This window comes from Algoriphagus confluentis, from assembly GCF_036245625.1.
Classification (GTDB): domain Bacteria; phylum Bacteroidota; class Bacteroidia; order Cytophagales; family Cyclobacteriaceae; genus Algoriphagus; species Algoriphagus confluentis.
Genome location: NZ_BTPD01000004.1, coordinates 59638 through 86283, shown reverse-complemented (window position 1 = coordinate 86283; position 26646 = coordinate 59638). Strand labels below are relative to the sequence as shown.

Annotated in this window: 25 protein-coding genes; 17 read left to right on the top strand and 8 right to left on the bottom strand. The window is 44.2% G+C overall.

All coding sequences use genetic code 11. The features are described 5' to 3' along the window. On the bottom strand, positions 1–2163 hold the full coding sequence (locus tag AAA943_RS06825; RefSeq protein WP_420915595.1) for an outer membrane protein assembly factor BamB family protein: 2163 nt from the start codon (positions 2161–2163) through the stop codon (positions 1–3). A 349-nt stretch (positions 2164–2512) separates the two neighbouring features. Between AAA943_RS06825 and AAA943_RS06820 the strand changes: the two genes are divergently transcribed. Continuing rightward, complete coding sequence (locus tag AAA943_RS06820) at positions 2513–3178, top strand: heme exporter protein CcmB (RefSeq protein ID WP_338223484.1); 666 nt, start codon at positions 2513–2515, stop codon at positions 3176–3178. Between the two features lie 166 nt (positions 3179–3344). Here the strand turns inward: AAA943_RS06820 and AAA943_RS06815 are convergent, their stop codons facing one another. Continuing rightward, a complete protein-coding gene (locus tag AAA943_RS06815; RefSeq protein ID WP_338223483.1) occupies positions 3345–4493 on the bottom strand; it encodes a DUF4221 family protein in 1149 nt (382 codons plus the stop codon). Positions 4494–5272: 779 nt separating this feature from the next. On the opposite strand from AAA943_RS06815, the gene AAA943_RS06810 reads away from it, so the two are divergent. From AAA943_RS06810 to AAA943_RS06785, 6 genes are all read left to right on the top strand, one after another. Then, on the top strand, positions 5273–6037 hold the full coding sequence (locus tag AAA943_RS06810; RefSeq protein WP_338223482.1) for an SDR family NAD(P)-dependent oxidoreductase: 765 nt from the start codon (positions 5273–5275) through the stop codon (positions 6035–6037). Next, positions 6034–6780, top strand: a complete 747-nt coding sequence (locus tag AAA943_RS06805) for a M15 family metallopeptidase (protein WP_338223481.1) — start codon at positions 6034–6036, stop codon at positions 6778–6780. The genes AAA943_RS06810 and AAA943_RS06805 overlap by 4 nt, the downstream gene beginning before the upstream one ends. A gap of 85 nt (positions 6781–6865) precedes the next feature. After that, complete coding sequence (locus AAA943_RS06800; protein WP_338223480.1) at positions 6866–7606, top strand: ThuA domain-containing protein; 741 nt, start codon at positions 6866–6868, stop codon at positions 7604–7606. A gap of 99 nt (positions 7607–7705) precedes the next feature. Then, positions 7706–8287, top strand: a complete 582-nt coding sequence (locus AAA943_RS06795) for a NifU family protein (RefSeq protein WP_338223479.1) — start codon at positions 7706–7708, stop codon at positions 8285–8287. 12 nt (positions 8288–8299) lie between these two features. Continuing rightward, the gene (locus AAA943_RS06790; RefSeq protein WP_338223478.1) at positions 8300–9376 is read left to right on the top strand and encodes a DUF3810 domain-containing protein; all 1077 of its coding nucleotides are present in this window, start codon (positions 8300–8302) and stop codon (positions 9374–9376) included. Between the two features lie 57 nt (positions 9377–9433). Continuing rightward, positions 9434–10333: a M23 family metallopeptidase gene (locus tag AAA943_RS06785; RefSeq protein WP_338223477.1), complete on the top strand. Its 900-nt coding sequence runs from the start codon at positions 9434–9436 to the stop codon at positions 10331–10333. Position 10334: 1 nt separating this feature from the next. Here the strand turns inward: AAA943_RS06785 and AAA943_RS06780 are convergent, their stop codons facing one another. Further along, positions 10335–11240, bottom strand: coding sequence for a DMT family transporter (locus AAA943_RS06780; protein ID WP_338223476.1), 906 nt, complete (start codon positions 11238–11240; stop codon positions 10335–10337). Between the two features lie 104 nt (positions 11241–11344). Then, positions 11345–12334 (bottom strand): tRNA dihydrouridine synthase DusB, encoded by a 990-nt coding sequence (dusB, locus tag AAA943_RS06775; RefSeq protein ID WP_338223475.1) that lies wholly within the window; start codon positions 12332–12334, stop codon positions 11345–11347. 37 nt (positions 12335–12371) lie between these two features. Here dusB and AAA943_RS06770 point away from each other — a divergent pair, with 37 nt between their 5' ends. The 6 genes from AAA943_RS06770 to AAA943_RS06745 all read left to right on the top strand — a co-directional run bounded on the left by AAA943_RS06770 (position 12372) and on the right by AAA943_RS06745 (position 16988). Continuing rightward, positions 12372–13325, top strand: a complete 954-nt coding sequence (locus tag AAA943_RS06770; RefSeq protein ID WP_338223474.1) for a CPBP family intramembrane glutamic endopeptidase — start codon at positions 12372–12374, stop codon at positions 13323–13325. Then, on the top strand, positions 13300–13506 hold the full coding sequence (locus tag AAA943_RS06765; RefSeq protein WP_338223473.1) for a putative signal transducing protein: 207 nt from the start codon (positions 13300–13302) through the stop codon (positions 13504–13506). The genes AAA943_RS06770 and AAA943_RS06765 overlap by 26 nt, the downstream gene beginning before the upstream one ends. Beyond that, complete coding sequence (locus AAA943_RS06760; RefSeq protein ID WP_338223472.1) at positions 13490–14329, top strand: phosphatidate cytidylyltransferase; 840 nt, start codon at positions 13490–13492, stop codon at positions 14327–14329. Before AAA943_RS06765 ends, AAA943_RS06760 begins: the two co-directional genes overlap by 17 nt. Before the next feature lie 69 nt (positions 14330–14398). After that, positions 14399–15676 (top strand): Glu/Leu/Phe/Val family dehydrogenase, encoded by a 1278-nt coding sequence (locus tag AAA943_RS06755; protein WP_338223471.1) that lies wholly within the window; start codon positions 14399–14401, stop codon positions 15674–15676. Between the two features lie 68 nt (positions 15677–15744). Beyond that, complete coding sequence (locus AAA943_RS06750) at positions 15745–16407, top strand: phosphatidylserine decarboxylase family protein (protein WP_338223470.1); 663 nt, start codon at positions 15745–15747, stop codon at positions 16405–16407. Between the two features lie 68 nt (positions 16408–16475). Continuing rightward, positions 16476–16988: a hypothetical protein gene (locus AAA943_RS06745; protein ID WP_338223469.1), complete on the top strand. Its 513-nt coding sequence runs from the start codon at positions 16476–16478 to the stop codon at positions 16986–16988. On the opposite strand, the gene AAA943_RS06740 is transcribed toward AAA943_RS06745, so the two are convergent. From AAA943_RS06740 to AAA943_RS06725, 4 genes are all read right to left on the bottom strand, one after another. Beyond that, positions 16981–17451, bottom strand: coding sequence for a Clp protease ClpB (locus tag AAA943_RS06740; protein WP_338223468.1), 471 nt, complete (start codon positions 17449–17451; stop codon positions 16981–16983). The two genes, AAA943_RS06745 and AAA943_RS06740, sit on opposite strands and share 8 nt — an antisense overlap. A 238-nt stretch (positions 17452–17689) precedes the next feature. Beyond that, positions 17690–18382, bottom strand: a complete 693-nt coding sequence (mnmC2, locus tag AAA943_RS06735; protein WP_338223467.1) for a tRNA (5-methylaminomethyl-2-thiouridine)(34)-methyltransferase MnmC2 — start codon at positions 18380–18382, stop codon at positions 17690–17692. Further along, positions 18379–18861, bottom strand: coding sequence for a 2-C-methyl-D-erythritol 2,4-cyclodiphosphate synthase (gene ispF / locus AAA943_RS06730; protein ID WP_338223466.1), 483 nt, complete (start codon positions 18859–18861; stop codon positions 18379–18381). Before ispF ends, mnmC2 begins: the two co-directional genes overlap by 4 nt. Continuing rightward, the gene (locus tag AAA943_RS06725; protein ID WP_338223465.1) at positions 18858–20099 is read right to left on the bottom strand and encodes a M16 family metallopeptidase; all 1242 of its coding nucleotides are present in this window, start codon (positions 20097–20099) and stop codon (positions 18858–18860) included. The genes ispF and AAA943_RS06725 overlap by 4 nt, the downstream gene beginning before the upstream one ends. A gap of 182 nt (positions 20100–20281) precedes the next feature. On the opposite strand from AAA943_RS06725, the gene bshC reads away from it, so the two are divergent. From bshC to AAA943_RS06705, 4 genes are all read left to right on the top strand, one after another. Further along, on the top strand, positions 20282–21844 hold the full coding sequence (gene bshC, locus AAA943_RS06720) for a bacillithiol biosynthesis cysteine-adding enzyme BshC (protein WP_338223464.1): 1563 nt from the start codon (positions 20282–20284) through the stop codon (positions 21842–21844). Next, positions 21841–22422 carry a 5-formyltetrahydrofolate cyclo-ligase gene (locus AAA943_RS06715; RefSeq protein WP_338223463.1) on the top strand — a complete coding sequence of 194 codons (582 nt, stop codon included), beginning with the start codon at positions 21841–21843 and terminating at the stop codon, positions 22420–22422. The genes bshC and AAA943_RS06715 overlap by 4 nt, the downstream gene beginning before the upstream one ends. Before the next feature lie 11 nt (positions 22423–22433). Next, positions 22434–22940: a hypothetical protein gene (locus AAA943_RS06710; protein ID WP_338223462.1), complete on the top strand. Its 507-nt coding sequence runs from the start codon at positions 22434–22436 to the stop codon at positions 22938–22940. A 445-nt stretch (positions 22941–23385) separates the two neighbouring features. Next, positions 23386–26637 (top strand): SusC/RagA family TonB-linked outer membrane protein, encoded by a 3252-nt coding sequence (locus AAA943_RS06705; protein WP_338223461.1) that lies wholly within the window; start codon positions 23386–23388, stop codon positions 26635–26637. Positions 26638–26646: the final 9 nt, after the last annotated feature.

Here is a 26646-nt window from a genome sequence, read left to right as displayed (position 1 = left end):
TTAGTCCGGCAAAGCAAATGCCACATAAGCATCCCCACTTTTTGTCCCTTTTCCTCCCCCACAGGCTATGACCAGAAACTGCTTCCCGTCTTTCTCATAGACCGCCGGAGTGGCATGACCTGCAGCGGGGAGTTGGGCTTCCCAAAGGAGTTGACCTGTTTCTTTGTCAAAGGCTCGGATTTTCTCATCCTTGGTCGCAGCGATAAACAAAACTCCTCCTGCTGTGACTACCGGACCACCATAGTTTTCAATGCCGGTATTTTCAAACCCCATGGTTATCAAAGAATCAATAGAGCCCAAGGGAATCTGCCATTTCTTCAAGCCGGTATTCATGTCGATCGCCGTCAAAAGTCCCCAAGGAGGATTTGAGCCGTAGATCCCTTCTTTGGTAACCAATCGCTTGTAGCCCTTCATGTAGTAGCGGGGATAGAGTTTGGAGCTTTCGGCTTCCATTTCTTTTTTGTCTCCCTGATCTGCTTTCCCCAACAGGAAATCTACCAAAACGCCTCTCTCCTCGGCAGAAATATGAGAAAAAGCAGGCATGGCTCCCCTACCTTTCACTAGGAGTTGATTTAGGGAGTCTGCTGTGTATTTCTCTTTCAAACCTATCAAACTGGGTAATGCAGGAGGGTTTCCCTTGCGGTCTAGGCCATGACAATTGCCGCAGTAATTGCTGTAGATGGAAAGTCCAACGTTGCCGAAACTGGCATTGGGAGTCATTTCGATCAGCCAGGGGATTTGGTTGGCATTCACGTAGAGCGTTTGGGTTTGCGGATCAAAAGCTGCTCCACCCCATTCTCCGCCTCCATCCATTCCTGGGAAGAGCACGATGGGCTTCTCTGGATGAGGAGGTGCCCAAGTATCACCCAGAATGGCATCCTCGAGCTGAGTTCGGATGTCAGATTCCCATTCAGGAGTGAGATTGAGGATATCTTTTTCCTCAAAGACCATATTCATAAATGGTTCTGGAAGGGTAGGAATAGGCTGAGTTTTCGAACTCACCTCTCCAGGCATTACGCTTTGGGTGACGGGAGTCTCTGTGATGGGCCAGATGGGCTTCCCGGTTTCCCGATCAAAAACATAAGTCATGCCTTGCTTGGAAATCTGAGCCACTGCATCAATCCATTTTCCGTCTTTTTTGATTCGGATCAGATTGGGATTGGCAGGGAAATCCCTGTCCCAGACATCATGATGCACTGCCTGAAAATGCCAGATTCTTTTTCCGGTACGGGCATCCAAAGCCAAAAGGGAATTGGCGTACAGATTATCTCCCGTGCGGTATCCACCCCAAAAGTCATACGTAGCCGAGCCAGTAGGGACAAAAACAATCCCACGGCTTTGGTCCACGGTCATTCCAGCCCAGTTGTTGGCTGCCCCGATTTGGCGGATGTATTTGGGATCCCAAGTCTCATAGCCTTCCTCGCCTTCATGAGGGATGGTGTGAAAAATCCACTCCCGCTTTCCGGTTTTGATATTGTAGGCTCGGATATGACCCGGTGCAGCATCCAAGCCCTCGGACAGGCGCATGCCCAGGATGAGTTTGTCTTCGAAAACCACCCCGGGCGAATTGGATACAATCAGAAAGTCCTCCAAGTCGGTATCCAGATCCTTTCTCAGATCTACTTTGCCCTGATCTCCAAAGCTGTAAATCGGCTCCCCAGTCAAGGCATTCACCGCCATCAGCCAATTGCCGGCGGTAAACAAAATCCGCTTATCCTCGCCTTCCTCCCAATAAGTCACTCCTCGATTTGTACCCGCCCATGAATTTTCCCCACCCAAAACCTGAAAGGGATCAAATCGCCATACTTCTTCCCCAGTAAAGGCATCAAGTGCAAAAACATTCAGCTTGGGAGTGGTTCCATACAGCAGTCCATCCACTACAACGGGCTGACACTGAATCTGACTTCGCTCAGTGGCATCTTCGGTATGGTAGGTCCAGGCTACTTGGAGCTGGGCGACATTAGTTGGGGTGATTTGGGTAAGGGCCGAGTACCTGGATCCGTCCTCCGGTCCTCCGTAATGAGACCAGTCGGTGTAGTCGATTTCCGGGCTTTTTTCAGCACAGGAAAAGAACAGAAATAAAGAGATTGGAAGAAATAAACTCCGAGAGGACAAATTGCATCTAATCTTCAGCCAATGGGAGGGAAAATAACTCAAAATCATATTCTTGGAATTGAAGAATCTAAAGCTAATAAGAGAATCCTTTCCAATCAAAAGATGAGTTTGGCTCTCACAGATTCCACTGATTCACACAGAATAAAGCTAATCTGTGCTAATCTGAGCAATCTGTAAGTAAAAAAAGCTTCAGTAAATAGATTCTCTAGGTAATGATTTCCCAAGTGTAGTTTAAAATAAGCTGCCTTTTGAGGATTAGCTCTCACAGATTGCACGGATGCCCACAGATAAAAACCCATCTGTGATGATCTGTGTCATCTGTGAGCTAAAAAGGAAGTGTGCAAAATCCCTTGGTTCCTTTAGGCCTTCGTGGCCAAAAATGTATTTACTTTGAAGCATGTGGAAGGAAATCTCGGTTTTGATCCGAAAGGAAATCACCCTCGAGTGGAGACAAAAATATGCCTTGAATGGGATTTTGCTCTATGTGGTTTCGGCAGTTTTCATCACCTACTTGAGTGTTGGTGCCAAAATGGGTAACCTTTCCATCCCGACTTGGAATGCGCTGTATTGGATTATTATTCTTTTTTCTGCGGTGAATGCCGTCGCAAAAAGCTTTGTACAAGAGCATCAGGGTCGGCAGCTATACTACTACATGATCGCTTCTCCTGAATCCATTATAGTTTCGAAAATCCTCTACAACACCGGACTGACGCTGATTTTGGCTCTTTTAGGTTATGGCGTTTTTTCGGTGATTTTGGGAAATCCTGTTCAGGATCAAGGGCTTTTCCTTCTCAACCTAGTCTTGGGATCGGTGGGCTTTTCGGCTAGTCTGACGATGGTCAGTGGCATTGCTTCCAAAGCTGGTAATAACGCCACGCTGATGGCTATACTGAGTTTCCCTGTGATCATCCCGATTCTGCTGATGGCCATCCGAATATCCAAAAATGCCTTGGATGGCTTGGACTGGAGTGTAAGCGCGGACAAGTTACTGAGCCTTTTGGCGATCAATGCCATCGTGGCAGCTACGGGATATATTTTGTTTCCGTATTTGTGGAGAAGCTGAATTTGATTTACGATTTTAGAAGTAAGATTTACGAGGGGAAAAAGAACTTCCACCGTCTGTCTAGAACACACTGCTAAATTCTAACTTTTTCACTTTTCATCCTTCACCTCCTTCCCTTCGTAGGGCAGGAACTCCGTTTGTTAGCAATTTTTCAATCTTTTAATTCCTACTTCAACCCGCTAAAATCAAACGTATGAATCACCAGTTCATCCTCGTTGAATTCGGGATTATCGGGATGCATAGGGAAAAGATTTAGTCCTTTTTCATCTACAAAATAATGATGGGCGAGGTAGGTGTTTCTTGGGAGAGTAAATTCTTTGATCAAGGAGAAATCGGAACCATCGTAAACACTTAATGTGTAAAATGGAGGAGTGGAATTGAATTGTGTTGTATTTACACCATCAGGAATTTCCTCCCCTGGCCAACCAAAGCGGTAAAGTAAATTTTTATGAGGGTCGAATTCCAATCCAAAATTTTCCGAATGTTTGAAGGCCAATTTCATGTTTTCCTCGATTGAACTCGACATCCTAGGTGAGAGGAAATAGGCGTTAGAAAAATTAGTGATCAATTCTGACTCCAATTGGTGCTCATTAAAAGATTCTCCAGAAAAGTCGACTTCAAAGAGCATATTGCTTTGGCCATGGAGAAGAAGAATGGAGGAATTATTCGCTGAAATGCCAAATTCGATAGAGTTATTATACCTCAAAATTGAGTTTGGAACTTTAAAATCCAAAAATTCAAAAATCCCTTTTTCCAAATCAAGTTTCAAAATTGGAGGGTATTCTGTTAATGCCTTTTCATCGATATCTTCTATTGGTAGATTTTTTAAATCTTCCATCCCAAAATATAGTCTCCCCTTTTTGTTTGTTTGAATCATGCTCGAATATCTAGTCATCGATGGTATCACCACACTAATTTTTGAGAATTCAGAATAATCAAACTTAGCCAATTTGGATCCAAGAGAATTAATTAAATTAAGTTCGTAGGACATATTGGGTATTATCAAACTGTCAGAATTGATTACAAAAATACCCAAAGCGATTCCTAAACCATCCGGCCCCTCTTCTGCAAGCTTGATCGTTTTTTCTACCTGTTGGCTCTCTAAATCAATAACGCTTATTGTGGATCGATTTGAATTCCACCAATATAATTTACCGTCAAAATGCTGGACTGCCCGAACATAATTTTCGGTTTTTCTGTCAATAGAAATTACAGTTGTATCAGAAACGTAGCTTAAGGGATCAGTTGAATGCTCCTTTACTTGGGAGCATGAAGCAAGGCAAAATATGCCAATAAGGATTGAAAGGTTTTTCATGGCTTTTTTTAAGAGAAAGACTACCTTAATTCAATTTCATCCGGAAGCATTCCCAAAGAGCTTGAGCGGAATTTCATTTTCGGTTTTGGGGAATGAATTCCTTGATGATTCCTCATTATTAGTCCAATTTTGACTTATCTGGACACTTTGGATATCATTTATGCTTGAAGAAGTTTTATGAGGTAGTCTTTCTAATTTGAACAAGTTTAATCTAAGACTTCTGGAATAGTTGACTGGCATCCATCACCGCCATAGGCACAATATCCATCCTTAGCGGACATTAAGCACCATTCTAACTTTTTGTCCCATTTACATAAATAATCACCATTTGGTTGACTTTGGGCATTGGCTACCTGCATGCTGCTCAGTGTAGTCTAAAGGAAAACAAGGGACATTACCCCTAGAAACTTGAGATAGTTTTTCATAAAACATTGAGTTAAGTTAAACATAGGTAAAAGATCAAACCTTTATTCTTCGTTGCCTATTAAATTTACACCCCCCATATTTTACTGATAAATGGTCTAATTTTGGTTTAATCGGTTTAAAATAATTTATTTGATTAGTGGTAATTGTTTTTTGTCGTCTATTAACTGAAAGCTAATTTAATTTAATGTCTCGATTGGAATTGAGAAATTCTAATCTGAGAGGACCAATTGTCTTTATTCCATATCCTACAAAATCGTTCAAGCTGTCCTACTATTCGGTCTTAAATTTCCATCTTATCACTTTTCCAATCCGCCTCGGCGGACAAGTTCTTCCAATCCTTTTATCTTTAAAACATGGAAAATAAAATTGCCCTGATTACCGGAGCGACCTCCGGAATCGGAAAAGCCTGTGCGATTACTCTCGCAAAATTGGGGTTTGATATTATCGCTACAGGGAGAAGAAAAGATCGCTTGGATGAATTAAAGTCGGAACTACCTACTACTGTCCGCTATTTGCCTCTGGTTTTTGACGTCCGGGACAGAGAAAAAGTCGGTGAAATCCTGGGAAATCTACCCCCTGAATGGGCAACAGTTGACGTTCTGATCAACAATGCAGGAAATGCCCATGGCATGGACCCGATCCAAACGGGGAGTTTGGACGATTGGGATGCCATGATGGATATCAACGTGAAGGGCTTGCTGTACGTGTCCAAAGCCATTATCCCCGGAATGACGGAGCGTAATTCGGGCACTATTATCAATATTGGCTCCATTGCCGGTAAGGAGGTCTATCCCAACGGGAATGTATACTGTGGCAGCAAGCATGCGGTAGATGCCATTACCAAAGGCATGCGCATCGACCTGAATCCTTTTGGCATCAAAGTCATTGGCATTCATCCAGGTTTGGTGGAGACAGAGTTTTCCTTGGTCCGATTCAAGGGAGATGAGAAACGTGCTGAGACGGTCTATCAAGGGTACGAACCGCTAGTGGCTCAGGATATTGCCGATATCGTTGAGTTTGTGGTAAACAGGCCTCCCCATGTGGTTTTGGCAGATATTGTGGTTTTGCCCACTGCCCAGGCTGCTGCGACCTTGGTCAAGAAAAACCTGCCTTCATGAGAAACTGGGCTTTGATCGGAATAGCCTTGGCTTTTGCCTGCTCTGCTCCCAAGAGTGATCAGGAAACCTTTTCTGAACTGCAGCGGGAGGAAATCGCTCCCATTGCCACTGTGGAAAAAACAGCCCCAATTTCTTCTCTTGAGCAGAAATTGATCGATCAGGGATTGGTGGACATTCAGACTGTGGACCCTAGCATCAGGGTGGAATTGAAGTATTCTACTGAGGATAATTTCTTTGGTCAGGATGTTTATGGGGAATTGACTCGATGTTATTTGCAGCCTGAAGTAGCTCAGCGTGTAAAATCTGCCAATGAGGCCCTGCAAAGGGAATTTCCTCACTTGACCTTGTTGATTTACGATGGAGTGCGGCCTCAAAGTGTTCAGCAGATTCTCTGGGATAGCCTGGACAAGCCGGACAGTATCAAGCCCCTCTATGTGGCGGATCCTAAAATTGGCGGACTTCATAATTTTGGAGTGGCCGTGGATTTGACCATTTTTGATACCCAAGCGGATTCGGTTTTGGATATGGGTACTACCTACGATTACTTTGGCTATCCTGCCTATCCGGACCGGGAAAAGCAGATGCTGGCCGAGGGAAAAATTACCCAAACCCACATAGCCAATCGCGAAATCCTCAGAAAAGTGATGAAAGGGGCAGGTTTTACAGGAATCGGTAGCGAATGGTGGCATTTCAATGCATTTTCACGAAAAGAAGCCGGTGAGAAATTTTCACTGATCAAATAACTTCAGACATTGGATTCCGGAAGTCGGTTAGGCTTTCCGAAATCCGAAATTTCCTTATCAATAACCCATTAACCATCAACACACTATGAATCTCAAACCCACCATACTGACGCTTTGCCTCATTCTTGGCATTGCCTTTTCTGCTCTTTCCCAAGGAGGCGCACAATACAGAGTCTTGGTCTTCTCCAAAACTGCCGGATTCCGTCACCAATCCATCCCTGAGGGGGTAGCAGCTGTTAAAAAACTCGGTCAGGAAAATGGATTCGGAGTCTATGTCACCGAGGACGCCAATCAATTTAATGAGGAGAATCTCGCCAAATACGATGTGGTGGTTTTACTGAGCACCACCGGGACTATTTTCAATGAGGCTCAAAAAGCTGCTTTTCAAAAGTTTGTCCAAAGTGGAAAAGGGGTAGTCGGGATCCACTCCGCTACCGATACAGAATACGATTGGCCGTGGTACAATCAAATGATTGGTGCCTATTTCCTGGCCCATCCACGCCAACAGACTTTGAGAATGCAGGTCTTGGATCAATCTCACCCTTCTACTTGGCATTTGCCTGAGAATTGGCTCTGGTTTGATGAGTTGTACGAATTCAGAAATATCAATCCGGCCATCAAGGTCCTGATCAATGCGGACGAGACCACCTATGAGCCCGCCAAACCTATGGGAGCGAATCACCCGATGGCTTGGTATCATGAGTTTGATGGGGGTAGAGTTTTTTACACTGCTTTGGGACACGTGGAGGCTGCATGGGCCAATCCTGTTTTTCTACAGCATGTGCACGGAGGCATTTGGTATGCAGCCAAAGGTAAGCTTCCTTAATGATTTGGTGTTAAATCACCTAAAAATCAGGAAAAACACAGGGCTTCGGAACTTCCGGAGCCTTTTTTGGTTTTTCTTTACAATCAAATCAAGAATACCATGCTCAAAGCTCAAGCCCGACCTGTCCACCTCTACATGGAGGCTAATCCCAATCCCAATTCCCTGAAGTTTGTAGCCAATTTTATGCTGGTAGATGAGGGCGTAAGTTTTGACTTTCCTGATGTGGAAAGCACTGGAAACAGCCAATTGGCCAAGGAGTTGTTCAATTTTGCTGCGGTGCAGCGGGTATTTATCGCTTCCAATTTTGTGACAGTGACCAAGTCCGAAGACGTGGAATGGCCGGAAATCCAAACCATCATCCGGGATCATATCAAGCAGTATCTTGAATCAGGTCAAAAAGCTGTTCAGGCCAGTTTTGAAAAGGATCCGCTTTTTGATGAGAATGATTCGGAAGTGGTCAAAAAAATCAAAGGAATATTGGACGAATACATCCGTCCCGCGGTAGAGCAGGATGGTGGAGCGATAGTTTTTCATTCTTTTCAGGACGGAGTAGTCAAAGTCCTGCTTCAAGGTTCCTGCTCCGGCTGTCCATCCAGTACGGTGACACTCAAAGCGGGAATCCAAAATCTGCTGACCCGTATGCTTCCTGAGGTGAAGGAGGTGGTGGCAGAGGGAATCTAAGCGTAAATTTATATGGGCAAAAGGGATTGGTCCTGGGCTTTTCTTGGGGTATTGGCCTTGGGAATAAGGTATTTTGCCATGCAAAATGCCGAATTGACTGATGAATTGTATTCCCGAAAGTTTTTCCCTGGAGTAAGGAATGTCGTTGACCTGACCTTGGGGTATTTGCCCTTTCCGAGTGTGTACCTTTTTTTGGCTTCGGTATTTTTAGTAATCGGGATTTATCTGTATCGCTTTTCGAAAAGAAAAGGCTGGAAGGAGAAGATAATGTATTCTTTACAGGCTTTTGCCAATGGGGCAGGAGCATTGATTTTCTTTTTCCTAATCCTTTGGGGCTATAATTATCAGCGCACGCCTATCTTTCAGCAACTGGAACTAAAGCCCCAATCGCTCAACCTAGAGCAAATTGAATCTGAAATCAAACTCACCCAAAGGCTGGTGGAACTTTACCGATCGCGGCTTTCTCAAGACTCCACGGCCATTGTCAATACGATTCCGTACTCGGATTTGGAGATTCTGGTACGTTCCAATATGAGTGAAAACCTGGAAATTCTCGGCCTCAATTTCACGGGAAGGCCCAGGACTAAGCTTTTTCCTCCTCCCGGATTTATGCGAAAGATGGGAATTCTCGGGATCTATTTCCCTTTCACCGGAGAGAGCTACATTGACCCCACCCTGCACCCTTTGGAGAAACCATTTACCGTGGCCCATGAAATGGCCCATAGCTATGGAGTAACAGATGAGGGGGAGGCGAATTTTATCGCTTGGGTCATCTGCGCCAATTCGGAAAATTACCTGCTCCGCTATTCAGGACATTTGAGACTACTCCAATATCAAATGAGAGATTACTATCGGATGGAGCCGGAAAAATATAGAGCCTGGGTCAAGACCATCAATCATGGAGTCCTGGCTGACTTGCAATCCATCCGGGAAGCGGCGGAAGCAATCAAACCTTTTTCTTTGGAACTGTCCAAAAAGTCCAATGATCTCTTTCTCAAGACCCAAGGAGTAAAGGCCGGAGTAAACTCCTATCAGCAGCTCCCTATGCTGGCTTATGCCTGGAGAAAAAGAATCAACTTCGAGCAATGATTGTTTTGTTTTTGGAGTCTTTATTATTAGTTTTCCTCCCAAGAAAATTAATTAGCAATGAAATCCCTCTTTTTTATCCTTTGCTCGCTCATCGCTGTGCCCTTTGTATCTTTTGGGCAAATTGAAATGGAATCGGAACGCGACAATGATGGAATAGTTACCCTCTATGCTATCAATCGTACTTCCATTCCCCATACTGTTTTGATCAATTTTTCCCAATTGCAAAACATGACTACACCCGGTGGAGGAGATGTCACCGCATTGGCTTCTCCGGGCAGGTCTAGAGTTGCTACCCTCAAACCTACCCTGTCAGGACAAGGGACAAACTACAGATATTCGTATTCTTATGTGAGGGGCAACCTATTCGCCAAATCAAAGACAAAGCCTCTTTACCTCATTCCTGTGGAAGCCGGACAGGAAGTCGTGGCTACCCAGATGAATCCACTTGCAGATAGATTGACCGATGGAGAAAAGACCGGCAGCTATGTAGGAGTCTCTTTTTCTTTTTCCAACCCTACCATGATCGTAGCCCCGAGAAAAGGAATAGTCTCAGATATGAAAATGGACTACGAAGGGAATAAAGAAAATTTGAGTTTCAATCGGGCGGAAAACTTCATCGAGCTGTATCATGAAGATGGGACATTCACGAAAATATCTGTGCTAAAAGCAGGTACATCCCGAGTGAAGGAGGGCGATTTGGTATTTCCAGGTGATATTTTGGCCCAATCCGGCGGGGAAAACTACTCCTCAGGTCCCCATGTCCGAATGATTAACCTCAGACCAATAAAAACGGATACCAATAAACTCAGTATGGAAGCTTTCCCTGTGACTTTTGTAGGAGAGAATGGAGAAGTAGCATTCAATCAGCCTGAGAAGTTTCAGGTTGCTCATCCTCAAGCTGTAGTTACAGCGGAAATGAGCAAAAAAGAATTGAAAGCTTTTCAGGAAGGAAAATAAATCAGCCAGTTTTTTTTCTATTTCCTACCCATACCCCCAAAATAACGGCTGCGATTCCAAAATAATGGCCCAAGAGCAAGACCTCTCCATCCAAGACACCCCACAAAATCGCTACTATAGGAATGGTGTAAGTGACTAAGCTGGCAAAGAAAGGTCCGGATCGCTTCACCATGATATTGAACAGAATGAGGGCAGTACCGGTACCCACCATGCCAAGTAGGGTAACATAGCCCAAGGCCTCTAAGGCATTCGGATGGGAGACCAATTTGTATGAGAATTGGGTGCCTGCAAAAAGGTACATCAAGGCCACCGGCAGGATCATCAATAGAGAAATCGAGGAGATTTCAATTGAAGTAAGTTTGGTAAATCGGGTTTTGATCACATAGAGATTGAAGCTGTAACAAATGCAAGCTGCGATCACAAACAGGGCGTAGGAATTGATTCCGCTCAGGGAACTCCAGCCCCCGCCTTCCTTGTAGGCTACCAAAACTATCACTCCGGCAAAAGCAATAATCAATCCCAGGAGATTTCTTCGGGTGATTTTGGCATCAAAGAATAGGGCCCCCACCACGACCACAAAAAGAGGCGTCAAGGCATTCAAAACCCCAGTCAAAGAACTGCTCAGCTGAGTCTGGGCCATAGGAAACAGGAAGGCGGGGATAAAACTGCCCAACATGCCCGAAATGAGAAGATTTTTAATTTGGGTTTTGTTCAGGTTCTTTATCCGGGGAATGGAAAGGGGAAGCAAAAGGGAGGCTGCTGCCACCATCCGATAGGCACCTACTTCTCCCGGGGTGAACACCTCCAGTCCTCGTTTGATTAAAATAAAGGAGCTGCCCCAAATCAGGGTGAGTAAAGTCAGTAAGCCCCAGCTAAGCAGACTGTTTTCTGAGGAGGAGGAGTTCATGTGGGTGAGGACAAATTAGGATTGCAAAAGAAAGCAAGGAAAGAAATAAAAGTTCAAAAAAAAGACCTCCGGAAAAATATCGGGAGGTCTGGTTGATTTCATTTTTAAAATTCATATTCCGAATAGGCTTCTGCTACCTGATCGAGGATTTCACAGACCTGGGAATAGGTGTCGGCTGTGACCATTTCTGTGCGGTAAGGTTTGAAGTTGGGCATACCTCGGAAGTAATTGGTATAGTGCCTTCGCATTTCCAGGATCCCCTGTTTTTGGCCCTTCCATTCGATCGAAAAATCCAGGTGTTTTTTGGCTACAGCCAGTCTTTCTGCCAAATCCGGGGCAGGGAGTTTCTCTCCTGTGGCCAGATAATGCTTGATTTCATTGAAAATCCAAGGATAGCCAATGGATGCCCGACCAATCATCATTCCATCCACATGGTATTTGGATTTGTATTCAGCTGCCTTTTCAGGGGAATCAATATCTCCATTACCAAAAACCGGGATGTGAAGCCTTGGGTTGGCTTTGACCAGATTCAGCCAGGACCAATCTGCCTCTCCTTTGTACATCTGCTGTCGGGTTCGGGCATGAATGGAAATGGCCTGAATCCCTACATCCTGAAGTCTTTCGGCCACTTCCACGATTTTGATCGTCTCATGACTCCATCCCAGACGGGTTTTGACGGTCACCGGAATATTTACCCGCTTGACAATCTCAGCGGTCATGGACACCATTTTCGGTATATCCAAGAGTATTCCTGCTCCAGCACCTTTGCAGGCTACTTTGTGAACTGGACAACCGTAGTTGATATCCAAAATGTCAGGTCCTGCCTCCTCTGCGATGGCCGCCGCTTCCCTCATGGATTCGATCTCGTTGCCGAAGATTTGAATGCCAATGGGGCGCTCGTAGTCGTAGACATCGAGCTTTTGGACACTTTTTGCCGCATCGCGAATCAGTCCTTCCGAACTGATAAATTCCGTATACATCAGGTCAGCTCCATTCTGCTTGCATACTGCCCGGAAAGGTGGATCACTCACATCTTCCATCGGTGCGAGCAGCAGCGGGAAGTCACCTAATTCTATATTTCCAATCTTAACCACTTCTCTATTCTAAATTTGGCGTAAATTTAGCCCAAATATGGAGATTTACGAAACTCAGGCAGAAATCGCCCAACGCAAAAGCTGGCTTTTGTCCTTGGTAGTCATTGTGTTAGTGACTTTTGGAACCCTGATCCTGCTTCAGGCCTTTTCTTTGGCCTTTGTTCCCTTTCTTTTCAATCTGTCTGTAGATGACCTTTTGGGTCTGATGTCAGGCAATTATGATGTGCCAAATGGACGGATGGCTTTGCTCTTCGTACAGGGAATCGGTTCGGGAATAGGCTTTTGGGTTGCGGCATGGATAATTTTGAAATACATCGAAAAAGCCGATCTGCATTGGGAAATCCAAGGGGAAAGACTCAATTCCAAAAACTTGATTTTATGCCTTGGGATCACTTTGGGAGCCATGCTTTTCAATGGTCTTTTGGTGTATTGGAATGCTCAATTGAAGCTTCCCGAGCCTATGTCCGGATTGGAGACTTGGATGAAGGAGATGGAAACCCAACTGATGGACTTGACCAAGTACCTGACCGATTTCCAGACTATTCCTGAGCTTTTGGCCGGAGTACTTGTGATAGGGGTTTTAGCTGGAGTGGGAGAAGAGGTGTTTTTTCGGGGTCTTATTCAGCCCAAGATGCAGGGATATTTCAAATCTGCCCATTGGGGAATCTGGATTACAGCCATCATTTTCTCAGCAATCCACGTTCAGTTCTATGGATTTGTGCCCAGGGTGTTTTTAGGAGCATTGTTTGGGTATTTGTATCATTATTCCGGTAGTCTTTGGTATCCCATTTTAGCTCATATTTTCAATAATGGACTTACTGTATTGATTGTCTACTTTTCCAATCAGGGAGCTTTGGACTTTGATTTGGAATCCTCAGACACCGTTTCATACCCAGCAGCCTTGTTTGGGCTTTTGGTTCTTATTCTGGGATTCCTTTACTTTAGAAAAGTCAACCAACAGGCAAATGCAGAATTGGATCAGGGTATTTGAGGATCAAAATCAGATCAGAGCTGAAATAGTGAAAGGAGTTTTGGAAGAAAATCAGATTCCTGCGGTGGTTCTCAATAAAAAAGAAACAGTGTACAAGATATATGGGACCTTTGAGGTATTGGTGCCTCATGACCAAGCCTTGGTAGCCCTCCAACTGATTCAGAATGAGATCACGTTTTAATATCAACAATTACAGCAATCTGGGACAGCGAGCCATCACTGCTGTGATTGGGGCTCTCCTTGTAGTCAGCGGGTCCATCTATTCGGATTGGACCTATTTTTTGATATTCGGCGTTATCCTGGCTTTTTCCCAAATGGAATTTTACAAGCTTTCCGGTTTGGACGGAATGCTGCCACTCAAAAGTTTTGGGACTGTTCTGGGATTAATGATTTTCACGCTGACCTTTATGATTGAGAAAGAAAGGCTGCCACATGAGTACCTTTACTTGATTTTCCCGTTGGTTTCCCTCACATTTTTTATCAAGCTTTATAAAAAGACAGATAAAAAACCATTTACAGGAGTTGCATTTACTTATTTGGGGATCTTTTATGTAGCTGTGCCTTTTTCTCTTTTGAATTTGGCGGTGTTTTCCGTGGGAGCCACATACCACTACGAAATCCTCATCGGCTGTCTCATGATCCTTTGGGCTAGTGATACCGGGGCCTATTTTGCAGGGACAAAGTTTGGAAAAACCAAGCTGTTCGAGCGGGTTTCTCCGAAAAAGTCCTGGGAAGGATTTTTGGGGGGAGCATTTTCAGCAATAGCAGTGGCCTTTTTGATTTCTCAGTATTTTCATGTGTTGGCTGACTGGAAATGGCTGGTGATTGCCGGAATCATCATCATCGCTGGGACCTATGGAGATCTGATCGAGTCCCTTTTCAAGCGTTCTATTGAGATTAAAGACTCAGGAAATGGTCTTCCCGGTCACGGGGGATTTATGGATAGATTTGACGGATTGTTACTTTCAGCCCCATTTATTACTGCTTTTTTAAAAATCTTTTAATTCTTAATCGGGCAGTCTGAAAATCCTCTTAAGTTTGTACCGCATTTCACTTAATAATCAAAACCCAATATGGCTTACATTGAACCGGCCCCAATTAAGGACAAAGAAAATCCATTGGAGTCTATGATGGAGAGATTCAATATCGCAGCTGAAAAGCTGGGACTTTCAGATGAAGTCTACAACGTATTGAAAAACCCTGCCAAACAAGTTATCGTCTCCCTTCCGATTACCATGGATAATGGTAAGATTCAGGTTTTTGAAGGGATTCGAGTGATTCACAGTAATATTCTTGGACCTGCTAAAGGAGGAATTCGCTTTGCTCCGGATGTACATCTGGACGAAGTACGGGCTCTAGCGGCTTGGATGACCTGGAAGTGTGCTGTAGTGGACATTCCCTATGGTGGGGGTAAGGGTGGTGTTCGATGCAATCCTCGGGAAATGTCAAAAGGAGAAATTGAACGGTTGATGCGGGCTTACACCATGGCCATGATTGACGTGTTCGGTCCGGATAAGGATATTCCTGCCCCTGATATGGGCACTGGCCCAAGAGAAATGGCCTGGTTGATGGATGAGTATTCCAAGGCACATGGCATGACAGTACCAGCGGTGGTTACCGGAAAGCCCCTGGTACTCGGAGGATCACTGGGACGTACAGAAGCGACGGGACGAGGAGTGATGGTCTCTGCGCTTTCTGCCATGCAAAAACTTAGAATCAATCCTTTCCAGGCGACTTGCGCTGTTCAAGGATTTGGAAACGTGGGCAGCTGGGCTGCTCAACTTTTGGAAGAAAGAGGCCTAAAAATCACTGCGATCTCCGACCATACCGGAGCGTTCTACAACGATAACGGAATAAATATTGAGGAAGCCATCAAGCACAAGGAGTCCAACAACGGAACCCTGGAGGGCTTCAAAGGGGGAGACCTGATGGAAAACCCCGGTGACTTGTTGACATTGGATGTGGATGTATTGGTACCTGCAGCACTTGAAGATGTGATCACCGCTGCCAATGCGGACAAAATCAGGGCAAAATTGATTGTGGAAGGAGCAAATGGACCTACCTCGGCCAAAGCGGACGCCATCATCAATGAAAAAGGAATCATGGCGGTTCCGGATATTTTGGCCAATGCTGGAGGGGTTACCGTTTCTTATTTTGAGTGGGTCCAAAATCGACTTGGTTACAAATGGACTGCAGACCGTGTCAATCGTCGGTCTGACCGAATCATGAAGGATGCTTTTGAGCACGTCTATCAGGCCTCTCAGAAGTATGATGTGCCGATGCGGATTGCGGCTTACATTGTCGCTATAGACAAAGTAGCCAAGACCTACACCTTCCGTGGTGGTTTCTAAATCAATTAAGAGAATCTAGTATCTTTGAGGCGTGGGTGATGAATCCACGCCTTTATTTATCTTATACCATGACTATACATAGAGAAGGAAGAGTCCTGTTGTTTTGGCTTTTGATCATTTTGGTAGCAGGAAACTACCTGATTATCTATTTCTACCCGGATGCCAGACTTTGGTCCAATGTAGCCATTTTGGGAAGCTTGATGTTGTATCTGATCATCCTTCAGTTTTTCAGAAACCCAATTTTCAAACTTCCAAAAGATGATAGCTTGGTATATGCCCCCGCTGATGGAAAAGTGGTAGTGATCGAGGAAGCTTTCGAAGATGAATACCTCAAGGAAAAGCGTAAGCAAGTCTCCATTTTCATGTCTCCGATCAATGTGCATGTCAATCGCTCACCAGTCAAAGGTGTAGTGGAATTTTTTAAGTACCATCCCGGAAAGTACCTCGTGGCTTGGCACCCCAAATCCAGTACCGAAAACGAAAGGACTTCCATGGTGCTAAAGACCGAATCCGGTGTGACCATCATGGTGAGGCAAATTGCAGGAGCTTTGGCCAGAAGAATCAAATGGTATGTCAAAGAAGGAGATCAGCTGGAGCAAAACGGGGAATTTGGATTTATCAAGTTTGGATCGAGAGTGGATTTGTACCTTCCCTTGGATGCGGAGATTTTAGTCTCCATGGATCAAGTGACCAAAGGAGGAAGGACCCCAATTGCAAGGTTGAAAAATTAATTTTCATTGTCCTGTAGCATTTTGGAGAATAGGTTCGTACTAGTATATATACCCTTCTTTTGACTACCATGAAATCCTCTTCTTTCTTCTTCTCTTTTGTTCTTTTCCTTATTCTTTTTGGCTGTCAGGAGTCCGAAGAGCCTCTTCAGCCCTTAATGTCAGGAACTTGGGAGCACAGAGTGTACGATGAATCCCTCGAACTCTGGATGGTAGAGGTGCTCACCTTCCAAAACGACAGTGTGATGGAAGTTCAGAAAATTGTTCGCCAGACAGAAACGGGCGAAACTCTGGGCTATCGGATGTTGACCACTTCCTGGTACAATCTGGAAGAGAATATATTCAAATACTACTATTCAGATGCCTTGATTTATTTTGGAGGAGGATCTGATTCGGACTCCCCGCCTTATGGGACTAAAGATGACCTCAGACCAGGCATTGTTGATTTCTTTAGACTCCCAACTGGGACACTTACTTTTTCAGCCAACAGAAATAGGTTTGTATATCAGGAAGACTGCTGGCGAATAGGCACCGCTGAAGACTGCTTACCCTTTCCGGCAAGAGAATATGTAAGGGTTAACTGATCCTTTTTCGGCTTCGGTATAGCCCATATCCAAATCCCAAAGTACTCAGAAAAAAAATCGCAGTTGTCCATTCAAAGGTTCTCCGCGAGGAAAGCATCTCTTCAATTTGCCGATCCCTTTCTGCCACGGCTCGCCTGAGTGCCTGAACATCCTGCTCCAAACTCAGGGTAATCGTCTTGTAATCGTCCTTTTCCTGAGAAATCACCGTGGTCTCGATTGCCCCGATCATTTTCAGCTCGTCCATGATCTGATTGTCCTTGGCCAAGATTCTTTCCAGCCATTCATTGGTTTCGATCATGTCTTTTTTGGTGCGGTTTCCAAAAATCCCTGACTTTTTGGATTCGGAGTCCTTCCATTGTCGATGTAGACTTTCCCGCTCAGCAACCAGTTTCTCCAGTTTGGCACTTTCCAGGTTTGCAGATTGAGTCAAAGTCAGCAAAAAGGTGAATATAAAAATCAGCATAGTCTTCCGTTTATCGTGGCCTTTTGCAAAATACAAGCCAATTCAGTAGGCGGTTCTCAGTAGGCAGTTGTTCGAGTTAAACTATCAGCTTTCTGATTATAGATTTCTGACTTCAAAAAAAGTAGTTAAAATCCCATAAAGAAGCAGCCATCTAGAGAGTGCTTTCTTCAACTTACTACCTACTATTTACCAATTACACTCTTTCCCCGCCTACTTTCCTCTGCGTACTACCTTCTGCCTACTGCAAGCCGATTTTCCATGCCCGGGTCATTTCCTTTTTGCCGGGAGGTCCCGGAAGGGTCTCTACTTCCAAGCCTAAGTCTTTCAGGTCTCGTTTGACTTGTCCCTTAGCGCAATAGGTAGTAAAAACTGCACCGGAGCGCATGCTTTTTTCAATTTTGGCCAGCATGGGTTTTTCCCATAGTTCCGGTTGCTTGCTTGGCGCAAAGGCGTCGAAAAAGACCACATCCATAGGGTAAAGTTGGGCTTCCTCCAAGGTGACTTGGTCTTTTTTCATGTTGAAATATTCAGAAATCGGCCCCCCTTCATTCCATGAGGATTGGTGAAGGGCCTCAAAATATTTATGGTAATGCCATATCCCGTGGTCATGCTCAATGTAATTGAGCTGGGAGTAAATCTCTTTCGAAAGCGGAAAGGGTTCTATGCTGTGGTAAAGAACAGGAACTTTGTTCTGCTCTGCCCAAACTAAAGTAAGCCAAGCGTTTAATCCAGTACCAAAACCCACCTCGAAAATCCGTATGGGGTACTTTCGGGGATTTCTTGCCAGCCAGGCATCCAGCCCGTAAATCATGAAAACATGGAGAGATTCCCGGTAAGCTCCGTGAAAACTATGATACGTCTCCTGTAGTCCCTCATGATAGAGAGAGTGAGAACCATCCTCTGTAGTGATGATTTTTACTTTTTCGCTCATACCTTATAAATCAATGCAGTACAATAGGCAGAAATCCCCTCTTGCCTACCCACGAATCCCAACCATTCGGAAGTCGTTGCCTTGATGGAAACTGCTTCTTCGCTCACATTCATTACCTCTGCCAGACAGGTTTTCATGGCTGGTATGAAGGGGTTGAGTTTGGGGAGTTGAAGGCAAACGGTGGAATCCAAGTTTCCCACTTCGTAACCTGCCTCACGGATCATCTTCATCACTTCTTTCAAAAGGATTTTACTATCAATTCCTTTGAATTTTGGGTCTTTGTCGGAAAAGTGATAGCCGATATTGCGCATGTTTGCTGCTCCCAAAAGGGCATCGCAGATCACATGGATCAAAACATCTGCATCAGAGTGCCCCACCGCTCCTTTTTCAAAGTCAATTCTGATTCCTCCCAGCCAGAAGTCATACCCCTCCTTGAGCTGATGGACATCGTACCCAAATCCAATTCTAAATGGTGTCATAGTGCTTGCGCTTGGTAGTAAATCACGGAAGATTGATTTTCATCGAGCAGCTTTTTTGCCCAGGTTTGGATTTGGTCCGGACTTATCGCTGATTTTTTTTCAAACTCTTCCTCATAAATATCCGGATTTCCCAAATGAGCATAATAGGCCAGATTCATCGCTCGATTAAGCAACTGAATGGATTCATAGACTTTCATGCTCTCCGATTGGTTTTTTATCTTTTGCAATTGGTTTTCGGAAATGTCGCTTTCCAAAAACTCCCGCAAAACTTCATCCAAGGCTTCTTCGGCCAGCTTGGCCTTGATGTTTTTTTCCATTTTTCCGGAAAATACCAAAAGCCCAGGATCTACTGACCCGGTAATGTAAGCACCTACGGAGGCAAATCGGTCTCCATTTCTGACCAGTTTTTGCTCTAGCAGAGAGGATTTGCCAAAACCCAACATATCCGTGATCAGATCGGCTTCAAGATAGCCTTCCTCCCCTCGGGCTGGCATTTTAAATGCTTTGTATAAAGCATCAGTTGGAACTCTGGCCTCTAATTCCTGAATTTTTCTGCCGGATTGAGCCTGCTCTTTAGGGATAGCCTTGTGTTTGGGCTGGGGATTGGGAATGGGACCAAACCACTTTTGAGCCAGGCCAAGGACTTCTTGATGATCCACATTGCCCGCTACTACCAATATGGCATTGGCAGGGTAATAATTTTGTCTGTAAAATTCCCAGACATCCTCTTGGGTGTAGTTTTCGATATCTGAAAGAGATTCCCCGATTGTGGGCCAACGGTACGGGTGGGAATCAAAGGCGAGTTTTCTCAGATGGTGCCAAATATCTCCGTAGGGTTGATTCAGGTAGCGCTGCTTGTATTCTTCCAAAACCACTTTTCGCTGCGTTTCGACCGTTTTTTCCGAGAGGGTGAGCTGAAGCATGCGATCGGATTCCAACCAAAAAGCCGTCTCCAGATTGCTGGGAGGCAAGGTCATGTAGTAGTTGGTGATGTCAGGGCTGGTAAAGGCATTGCAGGACCCTCCAGCCCGCTCCAGAGCCCGGTCAAATTCCGGTACATTGGCAGAGCTTCCAAACATTAAATGTTCAAAGAAGTGGGCTAAGCCTGTTTTTCCCGGCTTCTCGAATCGGGAGCCGACTTTGTAAAGCAAGTTAAACACCGCAATCTTGCTATTGGGGTCTTGATGGGTAATCACTTCAAGCCCATTATCCAGGAAGGTCCTTTGGTAGGGAATCATCGAATGGGAAGGTTTCGGGTAGATAAAAAGTTCAAAGGGTTATTTTGTTTCTTTTTCGGAAAGAAAAAGCAATTTAGCCTTCTCAGACTGCCACTGATGTAAGTTGTCCTGATTTTTGAAAAAAAAAACGAACTTTGACCAAAACGACTCAGTTACCCTCCCCAAAATCACTTCTCCTTTAGATGAAAAAGTACTGTATTGATCTTGAAAAAACCGGCCAATTTTCATCGTTTTTTTTGGATTACTTAGAGGGAAAAGAAAGTCTCCGTCCATTTTACACCCATCTTCCCCAGCTGGAAAGCTTCAGGGGGGCGATGCAAGCAAAATCATTTTCGGAGTCAAAAAGAAAAATTCTTCACGATGCTCTGTTGGAGCAATATCAATCGCTTTCTCTCAAAGAGGAGGTTCAGTCCAATATTGAATCACTTCTCGACCAAAGGACCTTTACGGTTACCACAGGACATCAGCTGAATTTGTTTACGGGGCCATTATATTTTATATATAAGATTGTTTCTACGATCAATCTGGCCAAAAAGCTTAAGAATGAATTTCCGGATTGTCATTTTGTGCCCATCTATTGGATGGCCACTGAGGATCATGATTTCGATGAAATCAATTATTTCAAATTGGATGGGAAAAAGTATCAATGGAACAGCAATCAATCAGGAGCAGTAGGGGATTTTGAGCTGGATCAAAGCTTTCAGGAGTGGATGAAAGAGATTCATTTTGCACCGGAAGTATTCAAAGAAGCCTATTCAAAAAGTAAAACCCTCGGCGAAGCGGTAAGAAAATATGTAGATGGACTCTTTGGTCAGGAAGGGTTGGTGGTGCTGGACGGGAATCATGCAGGTCTCAAGCGGGAGTTCTCTCAGGTGATCGAAGAGGATATTTTTATCCATTCTCCCTATCAGGAGGCTTCTGATTCCACCCAAAGATTGGAGGGTCTAGGCTATAAAAGTCAGATTTACCCAAGAGAGATTAACTTTTTTTACCTGAAGGAAGGAATTCGGGAACGAATAGAGCTTGTAGGAGAGGCATACCGGGTATTGAATAAAGAGCTTGTATTTTCCAAAAATGAAATGAAGGACCTGATTCATGCCCACCCTGAGCGGTTTAGTCCAAACGTGGTTCTCCGCCCTCTGTACCAAGAAATGATTCTGCCTAATTTAGCTTATTTAGGCGGTCCTGCGGAAGTGGTCTATTGGTTGCAGCTCAAAGGAGTCTTTGAACACTTCCATACCCCTTTCCCGGTTTTATTGCCAAGAAATTTTGGTCTTATTGTAGATCAAGTCACTTCAAGAAAAATGAAGCAATTGGACTGGACAGCAGAGGATTTGTTCAGTGATTATTCCTTATGGAAAAAAAGCTACGTGGAGACCCATGCTTCGCTAGATTACAGCATGGACGAGGAGAAGAACAAGCTAATTCATCTTTTTCAGGAAAAAGGAAAGGAAGCGGAAGGATTGGAAAAAAGCCTTAAATCCGCATTTGATGCTGCACAGGTACGAACGCTGAAGATTTTGGACCATTTGGGTGGCAAGCTGAGGAAAGCAGAAGAAAGACGCCTGGAAGTAGTTCTCGGTCGGGCCAAAGCAGTTTTGGATTTTGCAGCTCCTGGAGGTGTGCCTCAGGAGCGGACGGTAAATTTTATGCAGTTTTATCTGGAGAATCCGGGAATGATTTCTGAATTGATGGAAAATTTCGATCCATTAGAGTTTAAGCTATTTGTTTTCCAATACGAATGAAAACCAGCACCAAAGCTCAATTAAGAGCCGTCTATAGGGCCAGAAGAATGGGATTGTCTTCCAATGAAGTCGAAAACCAATCCAAAGCCATTGCAAAGCGAGTCATGGAGTGGCTAAAAATCCATCCCGATATCCATCATCTTCATTTGTTCTTCCCTATCATTCGGTTTAATGAGGTCAATACCTTCCTTTTGAGAGAAGAATTGGACAAGTCCGGGAAAACCCTCTACACATCAAGAGTAAACCGGACGGCTACCGAATTGGAAACTTTGAAGCTCCCAAAAGAAGCCGAGTTTTTTGAAGATGAATGGGGGATTCCTGTTCCTCAGGAGTCTATACAAGTGTCTTCTTCCAAAATCCAGTTGGTTTTCGTTCCGCTTTTGGCTTATGACGGGGAAGGTAACCGGGTAGGATTTGGGAAAGGATATTATGATTCGTTTTTGGGAAGCATGGATCATCCGGTAATAAAAATGGGTTTAAGTTTTTTTCCTCCCGAAGGAAAAATTGAAGCTGAACCACACGATGTTTCCTTGGATTATTGCGTAACTCCGGAAAAAATCTTTACTTTTTCTTCCTAAACATTCACCCCTTGAATCATTCAGCGCTCTTCCGATTTTGGATATTCACTTTTTTTTATTGTTCTACCACCCTGATTTCCCAAGCGCAGTATAGCTTCAGGGATTACAACACCATGGTTGGCGTTCGGGCTGGGACCTCGATTGGTGGGTCGGTGAAGCATTTTGTATCTGACCAATCCGCCTTGGAATTGATGGTCTTTAATCGATGGAAAGGATGGAATGCCAGTCTGCTTTACGAGTACCATAGGGACATTCGTGAGTTTCGTGGAATGGAATGGTATTTCGGGGGAGGGGTACACTACGGAATCTGGAAAGAACCCAAAGCAGAACCTCCTTGGGTTTACAAAGGAACGGAAGATTACAGGGCATTTGGAGTAGATGCAATTGTAGGTTTAGAGTATAATTTTTATAATACTAATTTCTATTTAAGTCTAGATTGGAAGCCCGCATATAATTTTGTTGACTTCACTGATCTCTGGTGGGATGAAATAGCCTTTACGTTAAGATATTCCTTCTAAAATTGGAAAACCGGTTAAAAAATCAACCGGTTTTTTCATTTTTTTCAAAAAAAACAAAAAATACTGTTCAAAAAGGAATCAAATATTTTGTTTTCCGAAAAAAGGATGGATCTGATTTTTAAAAATTGACCTAAAGCAAAATTTTATATTGAAAAATACGATTTGAGTGAATTTTTTCACTCTATTCGGCACATTTTTCAAAAAAAGACAGACATTTTGAGTTTTTTTTCGATTTCAATTTTTTTTTATTTTTTCACTTTTTCGAGATTTCTCAAAATATTGTTTCGCTAATTTTAAAAAATATGGCTTTCGCAGTTAAATATTGTTAATAATAGGGTATTGCACCAAATAATTAGCTTTTTCTTCCGCTTAGACGAATTTTTTACCGCTTTTGAAATTAAAAAAGAATAAATTTTCTTTACGGATCAACTAAACTAAATACCTTATGAGAAAAGCTTTACTCTTTGTTGTTGCGCTTTTCACCATGGCCCTCAGTTATGAGGTGTCGGCGCAACAACGGGTAATTACCGGCAAGGTAATTTCCGAGGAAGACGGACTAGGGTTGCCAGGAGCAACTGTTCTCGTCAAGGGTACAACAGTGGGAACTACCACCGATCTGGATGGTAATTATTCCATTAATGTACCTGCGGGATCAGATGTTCTCATCTTCTCCTTTGTCGGACTGAAGTCCGTCGAGGAGGCAGTCGGCAACCGATCCGTAGTGAATGTCACTCTGACGACCGATGCGTCTCAACTATCCGAAGTGGTAGTGACAGCGATCGGTATCGAAAGAGAAAAGAAAGCACTGGGTTACGCAGTAACCTCAGTGGACAACTCGCAGCTAGAAAATCGGCCTGAGGCTGACGTAGCTCGGGTATTGCAAGGCAAAGTGCCGGGTGTGAATATCACCTCCACCAACGGGATGTCTGGTTCTGGTACCAACATGGTAATTAGAGGTTATTCTTCTGCCACTGGTTCTAACCAGCCGCTATTCGTAGTAGATGGTGTTCCTTTCAACACCAGCACCAACAACGCCAACGGATTCACCACAGGTGGTGCTGCGACTTCTTCCCGATTCTTGGACATTGATCCAAACAACATCGAGAGTATGTCTGTATTGAAGGGACTTTCTGCAACTGTACTTTACGGGGACCAAGGCCGGAATGGGGTAATTTTGATTACGACCAAATCCGGTGCATCCAAAAGAAAAGCAGCTGAAGTAACGGTAAACCAATCTTTCTTTGCCAATGAGGCGGCTTCTTTGCCAACCTACGGTCAAGTTTATGGAAATGGTTTCCAACAGGCTCCGGGCTTTTTCTTCTCCAACTTTGGACCGAGAATGGATCAAGGGCTTACCGTTAATCACCCTTATGCTACTTCTTCTGTTGCGGCTATCCGAAATGCATTCCCTGAGTTTTGGGTAGATGGTATCGTAGGCGGTACTCCTGTACAGTACGAGTACAAAGCGTATGCGGATCCATCGGAAGTATTCTTCAGAACTGGATTGGTATCCAATACTTCCGTTCAGATTGCAGGTGGTTCTGACCGTACCGGCTTCAATGCCAGCTTTGGCTACACAGACGAAGAAGGATATCTTCCAGGTAACGATTTGGAGAAATTCAACTTCGGATTGGGTATCAACTCTGCCATCACAGATAAGCTTTCTGTGAATTCTTCCTTTACCTATGCAATCACCAACTTGTTGACTCCTCCGGTGAACGCCGCATTCGGTTCCGGTCCATCAGGCGGTATTCCTTCTGTTTTCGCTCACGTGCTTTACACACCTAGATCTGTAGATTTGGCTGGATTACCTTTTGAGAATCCAGTGGACAGAAGCTCCGTGTATTACAGAGGGGGTAATGATATCGTTAACCCGAACTGGTTAGTGAGAAACTATGTAAACTCTTCTGATGTAAGCCGTTTCTTCAACTCCACTTCAGTAAACTACGATATCAATGACAACTTCTCGATCACCTATCGTTTAGGTTTGGATACTTATTCTGAAGTTCAGGAATTGAGATACAACAAAGGGGGGCCTTCTTCTTCCTTGGCAACCACTTCCGGATATTACAGAACGATCAACATTGCCAATACCATTTGGAATCAGGATTTGATCATTAACTGGAAAAAGGATATCTCTGAAAAGTTTGCCATTAGTGCATTAATTGGAGGTAACTCTCGATTTGATGACTATGAGCAAGTAGGTCTAGCCTCTCAGGGCCAGTTGGCCTTTGGATTGTTCCGTCACTCCAACTTTACTACCTCATCAAGTAATGATGCTTATTCTGGAAGCGGAATGAACTTCATTGTACAGGAAAGAAGATACGGGGTCTATACCAACGTAACCTTGGATTATTCTGATTACCTATTCTTGAATTTGGCTGCCAGAAATGACTGGACATCCACTTTGGAACCGGAAAACAGAAGCATTATTTACCCAGGAGCTTCTATCTCTTTCATCCCTACTACTGCATTTGACTGGAATTCTTCTACAGTCAATGACTTGAAATTGAGATTGGGTTATGGTACCTCAGCAGGTTATCCTTCTCCTTACAGAACAAGAAACATTTTGAACCAAACTGCACGAGCATTTGACCGAAATGGGGTAACTGCCACTCACGCTGTAGCCAATCAGCTGGGTAATCCAAACCTTAAACCGGAGTTGATCGGAGAATTGGAATTTGGTGTGGAAGCCGTGATGTTCAACAACAAGTTGAGATTTGATATCTCTTTGTATGAGAAAAACACCAACGACTTGATTACCCAAGCCCCTATTGATCCTTCTACTGGTTTTACAAGTACTTTTACCAACATTGGTAATATCAGAACCCGTGGTGCTGAATTGCAGGCAACAGTTACTCCAATATCTACTGCCTCTGGTTTCCAGTGGAATTCAACTGTAAACTGGTCCAAATACCGAAGTGAAGTGACCGAACTTGGTGGTGGCTTGGAAGAAATCGTGGTTGCTGGTTTTACCAATTTGGGGAACTTTGCTATCCCAGGCAGACCATTTAACGTCATCAAAGGGCTTGGTTTCGACCGAGTTCCTGAAGGTCAGGAGTTTGCTGGTCAACCCATCATCCTTTCCAACGGTGTGCACAAGGCAGCAGTTGGCTTAGTAGAACTGGGTGATCCAAACCCTCAGTGGACAGGTTCATGGATCAACAACTTCACCTACAAAGGTTTCACGTTCAACTTCATGGTGGAATACCGTCACAAAGGTGCTGTATTCTCCAATACAGTAACAGCGACTTTGGCCCGAGGTGTTACCAAGGACCCAGTAGCAGATCGTGAAATGACCTTTATCATGCCAGGTGTAAGACAGGACGGAGTAAAGGCAGATGGTTCTCCGAACTATATTCCAAACGACTACCAAATTTCTGCTTCTGACTATTTCTTCTCCGGATATCAAGGAGCAACAGATGAACCAAACATATTTGATGGTTCAATGTGGAGACTTCGCGAGGTATCTTTGGCTTATCAGCTTCCGAACAACCTGATGTCTAAGACTCCTTTCAAGAGAGCTTCTATTGCTGTTAGTGGTACTAACCTTTGGTTTTTGGCTGTTAACTTCCCACCAAACATGAACTTTGATGTGGACGTGTTGGGAACGGGTGTTGGTAACGGCCTTGGATTTGATTTCGTGACTGGACCTAGCTCAAGAAGATTGGGTGGAACGTTAACCCTTACATTCTAACCCTAAAAC